Below are 15,392 nucleotides of genomic sequence, written 5' to 3' on the forward strand. Positions count from 1 at the left end.
TTACGCAAGTTTTCTGATCCAGATCTTTGTGTCATGCACCGCCAGACCGCCATAAGGAGCGGCGGGCTCCGCACCGAGCAGCGTATTGATCCCCTCGCCGCGCTCGAATGACGTGTTTGGAAAAATGCCTTCCGACACCACCACGCCGCGTTTTTGACCAGCGCGAAACACGGCGTGCAGCACCACTTCGCCGCGATGATTGCCGATCTCGATCCGCTCGCCATCGGCAATGCCAAGTTCCGCCGCATCGTCCGGATGAATCAGCAGTTCCGGGCGGATTTCCTTGGCCATAGAGGTCTGCGTTTCGGCAAAAGTCGAGTTCAGGAAATTATGCGCCGGTGATGTCGCGAGCCGGAACGGATGCTCGGCATCCGCCACCTCAATGACTTCCCAATAATCCGGGAATTCCGGGATCGAGTGGAACTCGCCTTGCAGGCCCATGACTTCCGGCGGACGGTCCGGTGCAGGACTACCCGTCCAGTCGGGACGGAAGCGGAATTTGCCATCCGGCCATTTGAAGCCATTGATGTAATGCGCTTCTTCAAATGGCGGCTGCTTATCGACAAAGCGTCGCTCTTTCAGTCCGTCGAAATGCGGCAGATCGCTATTGGCATTCATATTATCGATCAGCGTGCGCTCATCGACAGAAAAGCCCGGAAGATGCCCAACGCCCAGCCGGTTGGCTAGTTCGTTGATGACGAAAATATTCGGTCGCGCCTCGGCTAAAGGTTCGATCAGCTTTGGCCCAAGCACCACGTGCTGCTGGCCGCCGCCGCGATAAATATCGTCATGTTCGAGGAATGTGGTGGCAGGCAGCACGACATCGGCCATCTTGGCCGTATCCGTCATGAACTGCTCGTGCACGGTGACGAACAGGTCCTCGCGCGCAAAACCTTTGCGGACAAGACGCTGTTCCGGTGTCACATTCATCGGATTGGTGTTCTGGATGAGCATCGCCATGACGGGCGGGCCGTCATAAAGCGCCTCGCGATCGCCGGTGAGAACGCGCCCGATCTTCGACTGGTCGAGGAAGCGGATGGTCTTATCCTGCATCGCCCGACCTTCAATCTCGCGCTTGTCGAATTTGAAGATGCTGGCGTTAGAGTGAAACGCCCCGCCGCCTTCATGAAGAAAAGCGCCGGTCACACAAGCGATAGAGGCTGCGGCATGCATATTCACCGCGCCATTGCGCTGGCGCGTGAAGCCATAGCCAAGGCGGAAATAGGTCCGCTTGGTCTTGCCGACCAGATGCGCGAAGGCTTCGATTTCCTCAACCGTCAGACCGGTGATGGCGGAGGCCCACTCCGGCGTGCGGGTTGCCAGATGCGCTTCCAGCCCCTTCGGGTCATCGGTGTAGCGCTCCAGATAATCCCAATCGGCAAGGCCGTCGCGGAACAGCACATGCATGACGGCGCAAGCAAAGGCGCCATCCGTGCCGGGCTTGAGTACGATGCCCATATCGGCCTGTCGCACGGTCGCATTGGCATAAATGTCGATGACGACGATCTTTGCGCCGCGTTCCTTGCGCGCACGCACGGCGTGGGTCATGACATTGACCTGCGTTGCGGCAGCATTGGTGCCCCAGATCACCACCACATCGGCCTTGCTCATCTCACGCGGGTCGGGGCCGATCAGGCTTCCCGTTCCGGCGAAATAGCCGGTCCAGGCCATGTTCGTGCAGAAGCTATCGAATTGGTTGGAATAGCGCTTAGCGAAGCGAAGACGATTGATGGAATCGCGCTGAACAAGCCCCATCGTGCCAGCATAGTAATAGGGCCAGACGCTTTCACTGCCATATTCTGCTTCGGCTTTCAAAAACCGCTCGGCAATCAGATCAAGCGCTGCTTCCCAGGACGCCTGTTTCCATTCGCCCGCGCCCTTATCGCCGGAGCGTATCAAGGGGTGTTTCAGGCGATCCGGATGATGAACGCGTTCGGCATAACGCGCCACCTTGGCGCAGATGACCCCCGCCGTATAGCTGTTGTCCTTCGAACCGCGCACACGACCGATGGTGCGCTCGTCCAGAAGTTCGACGTCGAGCGCGCAGGTGGACGGGCAGTCATGCGGGCAAGCCGAATGACCGATCTTGATATTGGATATGGAAATTTGCTCGTTCATATTTCTTTATTACCGCAAGCGCTCACACGGCGAAATATGTTTTCAACGTAGGACCTCTAAGACAGACGAAGCGTAATCGCACCCAGCACAATCAGTGCCGCAGCCGCAAAACGCGGCAACCCTACCTTTTCCTTCAGCACGACCGCAGAAATGATCATGCCGAACAGGATGGCGGTTTCACGCAAGGCCGCCACCACGGCAATCGGCGCCATGGTCATCGCCCAGAGTGCCAGCCCGTAGGAACCGAGCGTCCCCACGCCGCCGATCAGCGCCGGACGCCAGCGATTGCGCATATAGCTGATAAAACGGTCGGGCTCGCGATAGAGCGCCCAGCCCGCCAACGGCACGGCATTGATGACAAACAGCCATAATGTATAGGAAAGCGGCGCACCCGACGCCCGCACGCCAAGACCGTCGATGATAGTGTAACCGGCGATAAAGCCGGCATTGGTCAGCGCCAGAATGGCCGTGCGACTGGAGGTGCCGCGATTGCGCCGCCTTGCTTCCAGCGCCATGGCCAGCACGCCTGAACAGATGAAGACAATGCCGAGCCAGCTCTTCCAGCCCATGACCTCGCCCACCAGCGGGGCGCTGACCAGCGCGACGAGCAAAGGCGGCGTGCCGCGCATGATGGGATAGGCCTCGCTCATATCGCCGGATTTATAGGCCGCCGCCACCAGCGACATATAGAAAGTCTGGGTGACGGTCGACATCAGGATATAGACCCAGCTGACCGCATTCGGCATCGGCAGAAATGGCACGATGAACAAGGCGATGAAACCGGCAGCGCCGGTCACGCTGGCGGCAGCGAAAAACTTGTCGCCGCTGCTTTTGACGATGGCGTTCCAGCTCGCGTGAAGAAACGCGCCAAACAGGACGATCAGAAGGACGCCACCGGACATTGCAAGCTCGACTCAGGTGAAGATGCGGTTGGTGACCGCTGTATGTCACATTTATGACAGTCGTGGCGAATCGGAAATTGGTATCCTCTTGCCGAAAGCGGAAAGCCGTGAAACAAGCGCGATCATGAATTATCGTCACGCCTATCACGCCGGAAATTTCGCGGATGTCGTCAAACACGTCATCCTCGCCCGTATCATCGACTATCTGAAGCGCAAGGATCAGGCCTTTCGCGTCATCGACACCCATGCGGGCATCGGACTTTACGACCTGAAAAGCGTCGAAGCGGGCAAGACCGGCGAATGGACGGGTGGCATTCACCGTGTCATCGAAGCGGTCGAAAAAGGCCAGATCGAACCGGCAGTGCTGGAACTGCTCACGCCTTATCTCGATGCAGTGCGGGCGGTGAACGCGGACGGAAAACTCCGCCACTATCCTGGTTCGCCTTATGTGACGCGGCATTTGTTGCGCAAGCAGGACCGCCTGTCAGCGCTGGAACTGCACCCGCAGGATGCGGCCAAACTGGCAAAGCGCTTCGACGGCGATTATCAGGTGCGCGTCATTGAACTCGACGGCTGGCTGGCGCTTGGCGCGCATCTTCCGCCAAAGGAAAAACGCGGCCTCGTGCTGGTTGATCCGCCGTTCGAAATTGAAGGCGAATTCGACCGTATGGTGGATGGTCTCGCCAAGGCGCACAAGCGCTTCGGCGGCGGCACTTATGCGCTGTGGTATCCGGTGAAGGACCGCAAGGAAACCGAGCGCTTCGCCAAGCGGCTTCATGAAACCGGGATTCCGAAGATCATGCAGATCGAGCTGGCGATTCGCCCGCCCTCATCCAAGCCGCGCCTCGATGGCACCGGTATGATTGTCGTGAATCCGCCCTATACACTCGAAAGTGAGATGCAAACCGTGCTTCCCAGCCTTACGAAACTGCTGGCCGAAGAAAAGGGTAGCAATTTCAGTGTTCGGTGGATACGCGGCGAGACGGATCGCTCTTGACCGCTGCCGCGTGCTGAAAGAAACTGCGCGAAGCAAAGCTTCGGCTATCACAGACATAAGCGCGCGCTTCGCGTTCGCATTTTGGGACAGGATAGAGACATGCAACTTACCTCGGGCAAACTGGATCGCTTCGGTCGCTTTTCGCGGGCCGCCCTCTTCGCCGCCTCCGTCCTGCCGGTGACTTTTGCAGCCCTGCCCGCCAGCGCTGCCGATTATCCTCAGTCTGCACCAGCCGTCGTCGACAACACCGTCTGCAACCAGCAGAGCGTGCTGCGCTCGGTGGTCTCGCGCTTCGGCTATCAGGTGCGCCACGTTCCCGAACTGCCGCAAGTCGGCATTTCAGCGATGAGCGATGTTCAGCTGACCCGTTATGAGCCGAAGACCAACCCGGCAGAAATCGAACGCACCTATTGCAAGGCCACTGCCGTGTTAAGCGACGGCCAATACCGTTCCGTCTGGTATCTAGTCGAAGAAGGTCAGGGTTTTGCATCGGTCGGTCGCAACGTGGAATTCTGCGTTGAAGGCTTCGACCGCTGGTATGTCTACGACGCGCCAAGCTGCCGCGTCCTCCGCTGACCTGACCGGAGGTTCCATGCTGCGAAGACTGGCGGCTGTCCCAAGCGCTTTGCTTTCGATTGCCCTGATGGCGACGACAATATTGTCGGGTGCAGCTCTTGCTGACGACCAGGACAATGGCGATGTGCCCGGCGATTTCGACTTCTATGTGCTGTCGCTTTCTTGGTCACCGAGCTATTGCGCGTCGGAAGGCCGTCGCGCCAACAAGCAGCAATGCAACAACCAGCGCCCTTTCGGCTTCGTCGCCCATGGTCTCTGGCCCCAAAATGAATGGGGCTATCCGGCCAATTGCCAGCTCGACAATGTGCGCAGCCGCGGCGGTTATGTTCCGCGTCAGATTATTTCCAGCCTCTCGGACATCATGCCGGCCGCTGGATTGATAGGCCATGAATGGCGCAAGCACGGAAGCTGCTCGGGTCTGTCCCAGAGCGATTATTTCGACACGCTGCGCAACGCCTATGAGCAGGTCAATATTCCGCCCAGCCTTCGCAATGTAAGCGGTGACCGCCGGGTTGACCCGATGCTGGTCGAAAAAGCCTTTCTTGCAGCCAATCCGGGCATGAAGGCCAGCGGCATTTCTGTCACCTGCCAGCGCAATTATCTTCAGGAAGTGCGCATCTGCATGACGAAGGATCTCCAATATCGCGCCTGCCAGGAGGTTAATAATAACGCCTGCCGCAGCCGTTCGGTCATGATGCCGGCAACCCAATAATCTTCATTCTCAGGAATCAAATATGACGCAGATTCTCTATTCACCCGCCTCGCCTTACAGCGCGAAGGTGCGCATGGCCGCGCATTATGCAGGCGTCCCTTTTGAAAGCGTGGTCGTGAACACGTCGGCGGAGCCGGAGAACCTCATCAACGCCAATCCACTTGGCAAGATTCCAACCCTTGTTACCGATGACGGCAAGGCGGTGTTCGACAGCCGCGCCATCACCCAATATCTGAACCGCGTTTCCGGCAACAAGCTTTTCCCGCGCAACGCGGAAAAGCGCACCGATGCCGAGCGTTATGAAGCCATTGCCGATGGCCTGGCCGACGTTCTGCTCGCGCATGTCTATGAACGCCGCCTGCGCCCGGAAGATAAAATCCACCAGCCATGGCTGGATCTGCAATGGCGCAAGGCCGAGCGTGCGCTCGACCTGCTCAATGAGGCCCCGCCGCGTCTGGCGGGCAAGCTGCATGCGGGCCATATCGCCGTCGCTGCTGTGCTGGGCTATCTCGCGCTGCGCTTCGATGGCAAATGGGAACGTGGACGTCCGAAGCTGAAGCGCTGGATCAAGCGTTATCAGGAACTGCATCCGGAACTGGCGGCTTTGCTGCCGCAAGGCTAAGTTCTGCGCCAAGCTTTCAAATGCCCCGGATGGCAGCCGCTATCCGGGGCGTTTGTATTTTCAGCGATTATTGATTGCCGTCCAGCGCCTTCAGGATGCGGTAACCGGCCTTGATCCGTGCATCGTTCGGATAATTGCGGTTCGCAAGCATCACAATGCCGATCTTTTTGCCCGGCACAAAGGCCACATAGGCCCCGAAACCACCGGTCGAACCGGTCTTGTTCAGCAGCATGTCGTCCGACGGCTGCAAAGGTGGGTCGAGCTTTTCGATTTTGTGCGATTTCATCGCCATATCGGAGGTGTTGCCGCCAAGCAGCGTTTTCAGACTCACAGGATAGGCGTAACGCTCCCAGCCAAGGCTCTGTGTCATGTCACCGACCTTGTAATAGCCGGTATGCGTGGCCGCTACGGCCTTTTGCATCGGCTGACCAAGCGATGTGCTGTCCATATTCAACTGAACGAAACGGATCAGGTCCGGCGCAGTGGTCTTGATTCCATAAGCCTGCGCGTCGAAGGCGCCGGGAGACACGCGGATCGGCTTGTTGGCTTTCGAATAGCCATAGGCGTAATTCTTCATCTGGCTTTCAGGCACCTGGATGAATGTGTGCTTCAGGCCGAAGGCTGGAATGAGCCTCGTTTCCATCACCTTGTCGAAGGGCTCGCCCATGCTTTGAGCGGCGAGATAACCAAACAGACCGATACTCGGATTTGAATAGCGGCGCTGCGTGCCCGCAGGATAATCCGGCTTCCAATTCTTGAAATAGTAGATCATCGTCTTGTGGTCGGTGACACTGTCTGGAAATTGCAGGGGCAAACCGCCAGCAGTGTAGGTGCCAAGATCAAGCATCGAGACCTTGTCGAAGCTGCTGCCTGCCAGTTTGGGAGCGTATTTCGTCGCCGTGTCCCCCGGTTTAAACGCACCCTCCGCAAGCCCCAACCCGCCGAGCGTCGCGGTAAAGGTTTTGGAGACGGAACCAATCTCGAAGATCGTGTCTTCGGTCACCTTCTGTCCGCTTTCCTTAGAGGCGACGCCATAGCCGAAAAAGTAGGTCTCGCCACCCGCCGTAACGGCGACAGCCATTCCGGGAATCTTGTGTTCGGCCATGACAGGCTTGATCGTTTCATCGACCAGATGCCTGTTTTCTTTCTCGCTCGGCGCGTTTGCGGCCTGTACGGAGACACTGGTCAACAGGCTGGCGACGGCAGTTATGCTCAAGGCGGAAACGGTAGTTTTTCTCATGACTTATACGCAATCCTCATTGTGAACCGATTTCCCTGCCGCGTGGGAGACATGCGGAAGGAATCGGTGTTTTCTCATGTGAAATAACGCGCGTTAAACCGGATGCAGGTGAATTGAAATCAAAACCCGTCTATTCGGCACTCTCGATATAAGCGAGCTATACGTCCGAAACAAACGACGTTATCTTGCCTCTGACATTAGAAAAATTTGGGTATAGCGATGGTCCGGCCTCATCTTCCGCTGAATGCACTGCGCGCCTTCGAGGCGTCGGCACGCCATCTCAGCTTCACCAAGGCGGCAATCGAATTATGCGTGACCCAAGCCGCTGTCAGCCATCAGGTGAAAAGCCTCGAAAGCCGCCTCAATGTCACCCTGTTCGAACGCTTGCCGCGCGGATTGCTGCTCACCCATGAAGGTGAAACGCTGCTGCCCACCTTGCGGGAGGCCTTCGATAACATTGCCGGGACGCTGGAACGTTTTGAAGGCGGACATTATCGCGAGGTTCTGCGCGTTGGTGTGGTCGGAACTTTGGCCGTCGGCTGGCTGATCCCTCGCCTGCGCGATTTTCAGACCACGCATCCGTTTATCGATTTGCGGCTTTCGACCAATAATAACCGCGTCGACATCGCCGCTGAGGGACTGGATTTTGCGATTCGGTTCGGGTCCGGGGCGTGGCACGGTGTCGAGGCAACCCGCCTTCTGGAAGCGCCGCTTTCGCCCTTGTGCATTTCGGACATAGCCAGTCAGCTGAAAAACCCGCCTGATCTCGCTCGCCATACGCTGCTTCGGTCCTATCGGGCCGATGAATGGTCGCAATGGTTTGCTGCTGCTGGCGTCACCGGCGACATGCCGCTGCCCAAAAGCATCATGTTCGATTCGTCGCTGGCCATGATGGAAGCTGCAATACAGGGGGCAGGTGTCGCGCTTGCGCCGCCGTCAATGTTCACCCGGCAGCTTCACGCCGAAACAATCGTCCAGCCCTTCCCACAAACGGTGACGATGGGCAGCTACTGGCTGGCCCGACTTCAATCGCGCCCGGAAACGGACGCGATGGCCGCTTTTCGTAAATGGCTGATCGATACCGCACAGCAGGAAGGTTACTAAGCGGCCTGTTTGCCCGAAGAAAAATTCGAGCAACAAAAAACCGGGCAGTTGCCTGCCCGGTTTTCCGTGTTCAATTATCAGATAATTAGAACTTGTAGCCGAGACCGACGCGGATGTCATGGGTGTCGAGCTTGCTACGAACCGATTCGTTGCCGAGATCGTAGGTCTTGTTACCGAACTGGGTGTAGCGGTATTCAACGCGGCCCAGGATGTTTTCGGTCAGCTTGGCTTCCATGCCGGCGCCAGCAGTCCAACCAACGCGGAACTTGCTTTCGTCATCAAAGCCGTTGTCGAGCTTAACCTGCGAACCGGCGATACCACCGGTGATGTATGGCATGATCGGGTTCAGGTCGTAGCCGAGACGTGCACGCAGCGAGCCTTCAAAGCCCTGCTTGACTTCCAGACCGTCCCTGGACTTCTTGGCCCAGGAGTAGCCGGCGTCACCTTCAACACCGTATACGAACTGGTCCTGCTGGAAGTTCCAGCCAGCGTAAGCGCCAGCCTTCCAGTCGTCAGGCTTTACTTCGCCGTAACCATTCGAATTCTTGGCCTTGTTCCAGCCGTAGCCGAGGTACAGACCGGTATAGCCGCCAGCCCAGGTGTTCTGGGGAGCCATTTCGACCGGAGCCGGAACAGGAGGCTGTTCCTGAATGGCGTCAGCTGCAAAGGCAGTCGCAGAGAACGGCAGCAGCGCAGCCGAGGCGATTACGAGAGACTTAAGAGTGCGCATAGCATTCTCCTTACACAAATTACGTTTGACACGGTCCCTTATCGGGCGGGCAGCATGTTGGGAGTTCGAAGTTGCCCATGCCGTGCTGATGGGGAGGAGGTATCGTCGGTAATTGCGGCACGAAATGCCCGCTTCTGTGAAGAAAACCCGACGAGAAAATGGCAAAAATGCGATGTTGCATTCTCGCAACGCCAAGCTTTTGTGACTATATGAGCGGGTGCGGATTGTTGCGGGGCAATCAACTCACTCCCTCGCTACGAGAAGCAACTGATATTGCTCGCATTTTGTCAGTAGCGGACGTATTTCCCGCTATTAATGGATGCAATCTGACGAGCAAAATGGCATGAAAATCACGAGAGAATCTCGATAAGAAAGTGTTTACCGTGTTGAACGAACAGGAAGTCAGCCAGCTTGCAAAATGTCCGGTCCTCGTGACGGGCGGCGCACGGCGCATCGGAAAGGCGATTGTCGAAGACCTCGCAGCCCATGGCTTCCCTGTTGCGATCCACTGCAACCGTTCCATCGAAGAAGGTCAGGCTCTTGCCGACGCCATCATTGCGCGCGGCGGAACGGCCTGCGTCGTTCAGGCCGACCTCTCATCCGAGCAGGATGTGCGCGGCCTTATTGCGCAAGCAGAGCGCCAGATCGGCCCGATCCGCCTGCTCGTCAATAATGCGTCCTTGTTTGAGGATGACCGGGTTGGTGATCTCGACATGGCTTTGTGGGACAAGCATTTTGCGATTCACCTCAAAGCCCCGGTCATGCTTTCCGAAGCAATGGCCAAGGCTCTGCCGGAAGCAGTGGACGGGCTGATCGTCAATGTAATCGACCAGCGCGTCTGGAAGCTCAATCCGAACTTCTTCTCCTATACGCTGTCCAAGACAGCGCTTTGGAATGCAACCCGCACGCTTGCGCAGGCATTGGCCCCGCGCATTCGCGTCAACGCCATTGCGCCGGGTCCGACCTTGCCGAGTGAGCGGCAGCGACCGGGTGATTTTGAACGACAGGTCAGCAAGGTCGCCTTGCAACGTGCGCCAGAATTGCCGGAATTCGGGCGCACAGTGCGTTACTTCTGGGAGAATCGTTCCATTACCGGCCAGATGATCGCGCTTGACGGCGGGCAACATCTGGCATGGGAAACCCCCGACATCGCAGGAATCACTGAATGAGCGGCAACCGCAAAAGCCATGACGATACTGGCTCTAACCTGCCGTCCGACGACGAGCAGGACGTGGCCGGTATTATCATTGGCGATGCGGAAGCCGAAGATGATGAAGACAGCGACGACACCGGTTCCGAAATTGTTGCTGCGCCTTCAATGGCCGATCAGATCCAGTGGGACTCGTCCGATGGACTGCCGGATACGGCAGGTCTCAGCGGTCAGGATATCATCAACGCCTTCGTGAAACGGCTGCCGAACAATCCCGGCGTCTATCGCATGTTCAACAGTGACGGTGACGTGCTTTATGTCGGCAAGGCGCGCAATCTCAAGAAACGCGTTTCCAATTATGCGCGCGGCATAGCCCATTCGAATCGCATCGTCCGGATGATCCGCGAGACGGCGATGATGGAATTTGTCGTCACGCGCACCGAAACCGAAGCGCTGCTGCTCGAAGCCAATCTGATCAAGCGATTGCGCCCGCGCTTCAATGTGCTGATGCGCGACGACAAGTCGTTTCCCTATATTCTGCTGACGGGCGATCATCGCGCGCCGGGTATTTTCAAGCATCGCGGCGCACGCTCTCGCAAGGGCGACTATTTCGGCCCCTTCGCGTCGGCCGGCGCGGTAGGACGCACAATCAACGCGTTGCAACGCGCCTTTCTGCTGCGCACCTGCACCGATTCGGTATTCGAAAGCCGCACGCGCCCCTGTCTGCTTTATCAGATCAAGCGCTGCTCCGGTCCGTGCACGCACGAAATCAGCGATGCCGACTATGCCGAGCTGGTCTCGGAGGCCAAAGCATTCCTGTCCGGCAAGAGCCAGTCGGTGAAAGACCATCTGGCCACCGCCATGCAGGCGGCATCTGCCGATCTCGATTTCGAACATGCGGCAGTCTATCGCGACCGTCTGGCAGCGCTTTCGCATGTCCAGTCACATCAGGGCATCAATCCGCAGACGGTCGAAGAAGCCGATGTGTTCGCCATCCATCAGGAAGGCGGCATGACCTGTATTCAGGTCTTCTTCTTCCGCACCGGCCAGAACTGGGGCAACCGCGCTTATTATCCAAAAGCCGACAGCTCGCTTGGCCCGGCGGAAGTTCTGGGCGCATTCCTGTCGCAGTTCTATGACGACAAACCCTGCCCCCGCCTTGTGCTTCTGTCTGAGGCCGTGGAAGAACAGTCGCTCATCGCCGAGGCGCTTTCCACCCGCGCCGGTCATAAGGTGCAGGTCAATGTGCCCCAGCGTGGCGAGAAGAAGGACCTTGTCGATCACGCCCTGACCAATGCGCGCGAAGCGCTGGGCCGCAGACTTGCCGAAACCTCGTCGCAGGCGCGCCTGCTGCAAGGCATGGCAGAGACATTCGGCCTTGCGCGTACGCCACGCCGCATCGAGGTTTACGACAACTCGCACATCATGGGCACGAACGCCGTCGGTGGCATGATCGTCGCCGGACCGGAAGGGTTCGTCAAAAACCAGTATCGCAAGTTCAATATCCGCTCGACAGATATCACGCCGGGCGATGATTTTGGCATGATGCGCGAAGTGATCGAGCGTCGCTTCTCAAGGCTGGTGAAGGAGCATGGCGCGCCGGATGAAGCACCCGATCCGGAAAGCCCTGAAGTGCCTGAAATAAATGACAGTTTCCCGGCCTGGCCCGATGTGATTCTCATTGACGGTGGACAGGGGCAAGTGGGGGCTGTGCGTCAGATTCTCAACGAGATGGGTATCGCCAATCTGGTCAATGCAATCGGCATCGCCAAGGGCGTGGACCGTGAAGCGGGACGCGAACGGTTTTTCGTGGAGGGTAAGCAGCCTTTCACCCTGCCGCCGCGCGATCCGGTTCTCTATTTCATCCAGCGCATGCGCGATGAGGCACACCGGTTCGCCATCGGCACGCATCGCGCACGGCGCAAGAAAGAAATGGTCAAGAACCCGCTCGATGAAATTGCGGGAATCGGCCCATCGCGCAAACGCGCATTGCTGCATCATTTTGGAACGGCAAAGGCTGTTTCCCGTGCGGCGATGGAAGACCTGATGCAGATCGACGGCATATCGGAGGCAATGGCACGCACCATTCACGATCATTTTCGTGACCGGTGACGCAATTTTGATGCGCTTTTGCGCGCCAGCGTCATAAGGTCCGAGCAGAACACCTGCACAAGAGTTGATTTTATTGGTCATCCCTGTTGATGTGCACAAAATAACGTTACGGCGGAACAATGCAGAACAAACATACCCTCTCCTTGCCCAACATCCTCACATATGGACGGATTGTCGCCGTGCCGCTTGTGGTGTTGTGCTTCTTTGTGGAGGGGCGCCTCGAATCCAGCGACTTCGCGCGCTGGACCGCTCTTGGCCTGTTTATCGTGGCCAGCATCACCGATTTCTTCGACGGCTATCTTGCCCGTATCTGGAAGCAGACCTCGACCATCGGTCGCATGCTTGACCCGATCGCAGACAAGCTTCTCGTATCCGCCATTCTGCTGCTTCTGGCCGCCGATGGCACCATCGCTGGCTGGACGCTCTGGGCGGCGATCATCATCCTGTGTCGCGAAATTCTGGTTTCCGGCCTGCGTGAATATCTGGCGGAACTGAAAGTCAGCGTTCCGGTTTCGCGTCTCGCGAAGTGGAAAACCACAGCGCAAATGGTTGCATTGGCCTTTTTGCTCGCTGGCCCTGCCGGTGATAAAATCATGCCCTATGTAACGGAACTGGGCATTGTCCTGCTGTGGATTTCGGCAATCCTCACGCTTTATACGGGCTGGGATTACTTCAAGGCAGGCCTGAAGCACGTGATGGATTAAGCTCGTGAGCGTTAAAGTCGTCTATTTCGCCTGGGTGCGGGAGAAAATCGGCAAGGATGAGGACCTCATCGTCCTCCCTGCCGCGAAAGTGACGGTCGGCGAACTCATTAGCCAGCTGAAAACCCACGGCGAAGAATATGAAGCCGCTTTCGAACATGGCGACGTTATCCGCGCGGCGATCAATCAGGAACATGCCGAACACCACGAATTCATCCAGGACGGCGACGAGGTAGCACTTTTCCCGCCTATGACGGGTGGCTGAGATGAGCGGGCAACCAATTTGCCCGCTGTTCGTCAGCGTTCGCGAAGATGATTTCGACGCGGCGGCGGAAGTGGAAAAGCTTCGCGACGGGCGCAAGGATATCGGGGCCATAGTCACCTTCACCGGGCTTTGCCGGGACGAAAATGGCCGCCTCTCCGCGCTTGAACTTGAACATTATCCGGGCATGGCCGAAGCCGAGATCAGGCGCATTGCCGAACAGGCGATGGCGCGCTGGCCGCTTCTCGGCATATCCGTCATTCATCGCTATGGGCTCATCAAGCCCGGCGACAATATCGTCCTCGCCGCGACCGCTTCGGCGCATCGCTTCGCCGCCTTCGAGGCCGCCTCTTTCCTGATGGATTTCATGAAGACCGGCGCACCGTTCTGGAAGCGCGAACACCTCGTCAATGGCACAGCGGATGGGTGGGTAGAGGCCAAGGCAGACGACGATTTGAGTCGTCAGCGGTGGCTCAAGTCACGCGATACTTGAGCCGTCCAAACAGTGCGCTGATGTATTTGCTGAAAACTGCGTTTATCTTTAAGTGCGAATTAACTATTTAAACCCCTAAAATAAAGGGTAATTTGGGTCGCATTTACTTGTGCTGCCACAATTTTCACATGAAGATTTCATTACTGTCAGCGGAGTGAATCAGGCTCCCGTCAGATATGGATCGCGAACGGAGCAATGGGCACGGCAACACTGTCACGACGGGGATTCTCCCCGACTGTGCAGGAATAAGGTTTCGGACTTTAAGAATGCGAAAACTACTGAAAAGCACTCTTTCCATTGCGGCGGCTCTTGTGGTCGGTCTTGGCGCGCTTGGTGGCGCCGCCTTGTTCCTCACCACATCCATGCCGACCAGCAGCATTGCTGCGGAAAAGACTGTCAGTGGCAAGGTCATGTATCGTGAGCGCATCGCCCTGCCCCCCGAGGCCAAGCTGACCGTGCAGCTTGCGGATATCTCGCTTGCCGATGCGCCGTCCACAACGATTGCCGAAACTCGCATTGAATCCGCGCAAGGATCGCCGATCCCCTTCGCGATCAATTTCGACACCGATCAGATTCAATCCGGCCACACCTACGCCTTGCAGGCCCGTATCACGGCTGGCGATACGCTCTGGTTCGTCAATGACCAGAATTACACCATCGATCCGGCCAATCCCGGTGCTCCGGTGGAAATGCGCGTCGTCATGGTTCGCAAGAGCGCCGACGAAGCCGTGTCCATCGGTATTGAAGGCAAGGACTGGCTGGCCGAAGACATTCAGGGTGGCGGCGTGATCGACAATGCCCAGACCACACTGACCGTCACCTCCGATGGATCCGTCAGCGGTTCGGGCGGCTGCAATCGTTATTTCAGCAAAGCCACGGTGACGGGCGAGAATATTTCCTTCGCCGAGGTCGGATCGACCTACATGCAGTGTCCACCCGCACTCATGAACCAGGAACGCAAGTTCCTCGACACATTGACCAGAACGCGATCCTACAAGATTGATACGGTAGGCAAGCTCGTCCTTCTCGATCAGGAAGGCAAAGAGATCGCGACACTGGCGCAAAATCTCTGATCTGATTTGAGAAAAGATACAAAAAAGCCGGGCGCGAGCCCGGCTTTTTTCATGCATGCGGATCGGATTAGCCGACGATTTCGGTGCCCGAGAACCAGTAAGCGATTTCTTCGGCAGCGGTTTCTGGAGCGTCGGAACCGTGAACCGAGTTTTCGCCGATCGACAGGGCGAATTCCTTGCGGATCGTGCCAGCGTCTGCATTTGCAGGGTTGGTGGCGCCCATGACTTCGCGGTTCTTGGCGATTGCGTTTTCACCTTCGAGAACCTGAACGATCGTCGGGCCCGAAGACATGAATTCAGTCAGTTCGCCGAAGAAAGGACGATCCTTGTGAACAGCGTAGAAGCCCTGTGCTTCACGCAGGCTCATCCAGACGCGCTTCGAAGCGACAACACGCAGACCAGCTTCTTCAAGCTTGGCGGTGATTGCGCCGGTCAGGTTGCGGCGGGTCGCGTCGGGCTTGATCATGGAGAAGGTACGTTCGATTGCCATTATGACACCTTGTTTGCTGGGAAATTTTAGAAAAGTGAGGCTCTATACCGTCGATAGGCCTGATTGCCAAGAGCTAGCGAGCATCGCAACCCGTTTACCGGCTTGAGACG

16 protein-coding genes are annotated in these 15,392 nt (G+C 57.4%); 11 read left to right on the plus strand and 5 right to left on the minus strand.

Translation table 11 applies throughout. The features are described from left to right. Window positions 1-2,118 (minus strand): molybdopterin oxidoreductase family protein, encoded by a 2,118-nt coding sequence (locus tag WIX40_RS10305; RefSeq protein WP_109368688.1) that lies wholly within the window; start codon window positions 2,116-2,118, stop codon window positions 1-3. 56 nt (window positions 2,119-2,174) lie between these two features. Beyond that, window positions 2,175-3,020, minus strand: coding sequence for an EamA family transporter (locus WIX40_RS10310; protein WP_109368687.1), 846 nt, complete (start codon window positions 3,018-3,020; stop codon window positions 2,175-2,177). 124 nt (window positions 3,021-3,144) lie between these two features. On the opposite strand from WIX40_RS10310, the gene WIX40_RS10315 reads away from it, so the two are divergent. From WIX40_RS10315 to WIX40_RS10330, 4 genes are all read left to right on the plus strand, one after another. Next, entirely contained in the window at window positions 3,145-4,017 is an 873-nt protein-coding gene (locus WIX40_RS10315) for a 23S rRNA (adenine(2030)-N(6))-methyltransferase RlmJ (RefSeq protein WP_109370202.1), read from the plus strand. Between the two features lie 99 nt (window positions 4,018-4,116). Further along, window positions 4,117-4,593 (plus strand): hypothetical protein, encoded by a 477-nt coding sequence (locus WIX40_RS10320; protein WP_109368686.1) that lies wholly within the window; start codon window positions 4,117-4,119, stop codon window positions 4,591-4,593. 16 nt (window positions 4,594-4,609) lie between these two features. Further along, window positions 4,610-5,305: a ribonuclease T2 family protein gene (locus WIX40_RS10325; protein ID WP_140024819.1), complete on the plus strand. Its 696-nt coding sequence runs from the start codon at window positions 4,610-4,612 to the stop codon at window positions 5,303-5,305. 22 nt (window positions 5,306-5,327) lie between these two features. Further along, entirely contained in the window at window positions 5,328-5,927 is a 600-nt protein-coding gene (locus WIX40_RS10330; RefSeq protein ID WP_140024820.1) for a glutathione S-transferase, read from the plus strand. A gap of 67 nt (window positions 5,928-5,994) precedes the next feature. Here the strand turns inward: WIX40_RS10330 and ampC are convergent, their stop codons facing one another. Next, on the minus strand, window positions 5,995-7,167 hold the full coding sequence (ampC, locus tag WIX40_RS10335; protein WP_339439843.1) for a class C beta-lactamase: 1,173 nt from the start codon (window positions 7,165-7,167) through the stop codon (window positions 5,995-5,997). A gap of 219 nt (window positions 7,168-7,386) precedes the next feature. On the opposite strand from ampC, the gene WIX40_RS10340 reads away from it, so the two are divergent. Further along, entirely contained in the window at window positions 7,387-8,271 is an 885-nt protein-coding gene (locus WIX40_RS10340) for a LysR family transcriptional regulator (protein ID WP_339439844.1), read from the plus strand. Window positions 8,272-8,356: 85 nt separating this feature from the next. On the opposite strand, the gene omp25 is transcribed toward WIX40_RS10340, so the two are convergent. Next, entirely contained in the window at window positions 8,357-9,001 is a 645-nt protein-coding gene (gene omp25 / locus WIX40_RS10345; protein ID WP_339439845.1) for an outer membrane protein Omp25, read from the minus strand. 374 nt (window positions 9,002-9,375) lie between these two features. On the opposite strand from omp25, the gene WIX40_RS10350 reads away from it, so the two are divergent. The 6 genes from WIX40_RS10350 to WIX40_RS10375 all read left to right on the plus strand — a co-directional run bounded on the left by WIX40_RS10350 (window position 9,376) and on the right by WIX40_RS10375 (window position 14,792). Further along, complete coding sequence (locus WIX40_RS10350; protein ID WP_371830776.1) at window positions 9,376-10,170, plus strand: SDR family oxidoreductase; 795 nt, start codon at window positions 9,376-9,378, stop codon at window positions 10,168-10,170. Continuing rightward, window positions 10,167-12,263 (plus strand): excinuclease ABC subunit UvrC, encoded by a 2,097-nt coding sequence (uvrC, locus tag WIX40_RS10355; RefSeq protein ID WP_339439846.1) that lies wholly within the window; start codon window positions 10,167-10,169, stop codon window positions 12,261-12,263. The genes WIX40_RS10350 and uvrC overlap by 4 nt, the downstream gene beginning before the upstream one ends. A 119-nt stretch (window positions 12,264-12,382) precedes the next feature. Continuing rightward, window positions 12,383-12,967, plus strand: a complete 585-nt coding sequence (gene pgsA / locus WIX40_RS10360; protein WP_078340745.1) for a CDP-diacylglycerol--glycerol-3-phosphate 3-phosphatidyltransferase — start codon at window positions 12,383-12,385, stop codon at window positions 12,965-12,967. A gap of 4 nt (window positions 12,968-12,971) precedes the next feature. After that, window positions 12,972-13,229, plus strand: coding sequence for a molybdopterin converting factor subunit 1 (moaD, locus tag WIX40_RS10365; RefSeq protein WP_339439847.1), 258 nt, complete (start codon window positions 12,972-12,974; stop codon window positions 13,227-13,229). 1 nt (window position 13,230) lies between these two features. Further along, the gene (locus tag WIX40_RS10370; RefSeq protein ID WP_109368678.1) at window positions 13,231-13,719 is read left to right on the plus strand and encodes a molybdenum cofactor biosynthesis protein MoaE; all 489 of its coding nucleotides are present in this window, start codon (window positions 13,231-13,233) and stop codon (window positions 13,717-13,719) included. A 266-nt stretch (window positions 13,720-13,985) separates the two neighbouring features. Next, window positions 13,986-14,792: a YbaY family lipoprotein gene (locus WIX40_RS10375; RefSeq protein WP_121535619.1), complete on the plus strand. Its 807-nt coding sequence runs from the start codon at window positions 13,986-13,988 to the stop codon at window positions 14,790-14,792. Window positions 14,793-14,859: 67 nt separating this feature from the next. On the opposite strand, the gene ndk is transcribed toward WIX40_RS10375, so the two are convergent. Further along, window positions 14,860-15,282, minus strand: coding sequence for a nucleoside-diphosphate kinase (gene ndk, locus WIX40_RS10380; RefSeq protein WP_109368676.1), 423 nt, complete (start codon window positions 15,280-15,282; stop codon window positions 14,860-14,862). Window positions 15,283-15,392 lie beyond the last annotated feature (110 nt).

It is taken from the genome of Ochrobactrum teleogrylli, from assembly GCF_037482325.1.
Classification (GTDB): domain Bacteria; phylum Pseudomonadota; class Alphaproteobacteria; order Rhizobiales; family Rhizobiaceae; genus Brucella; species Brucella teleogrylli.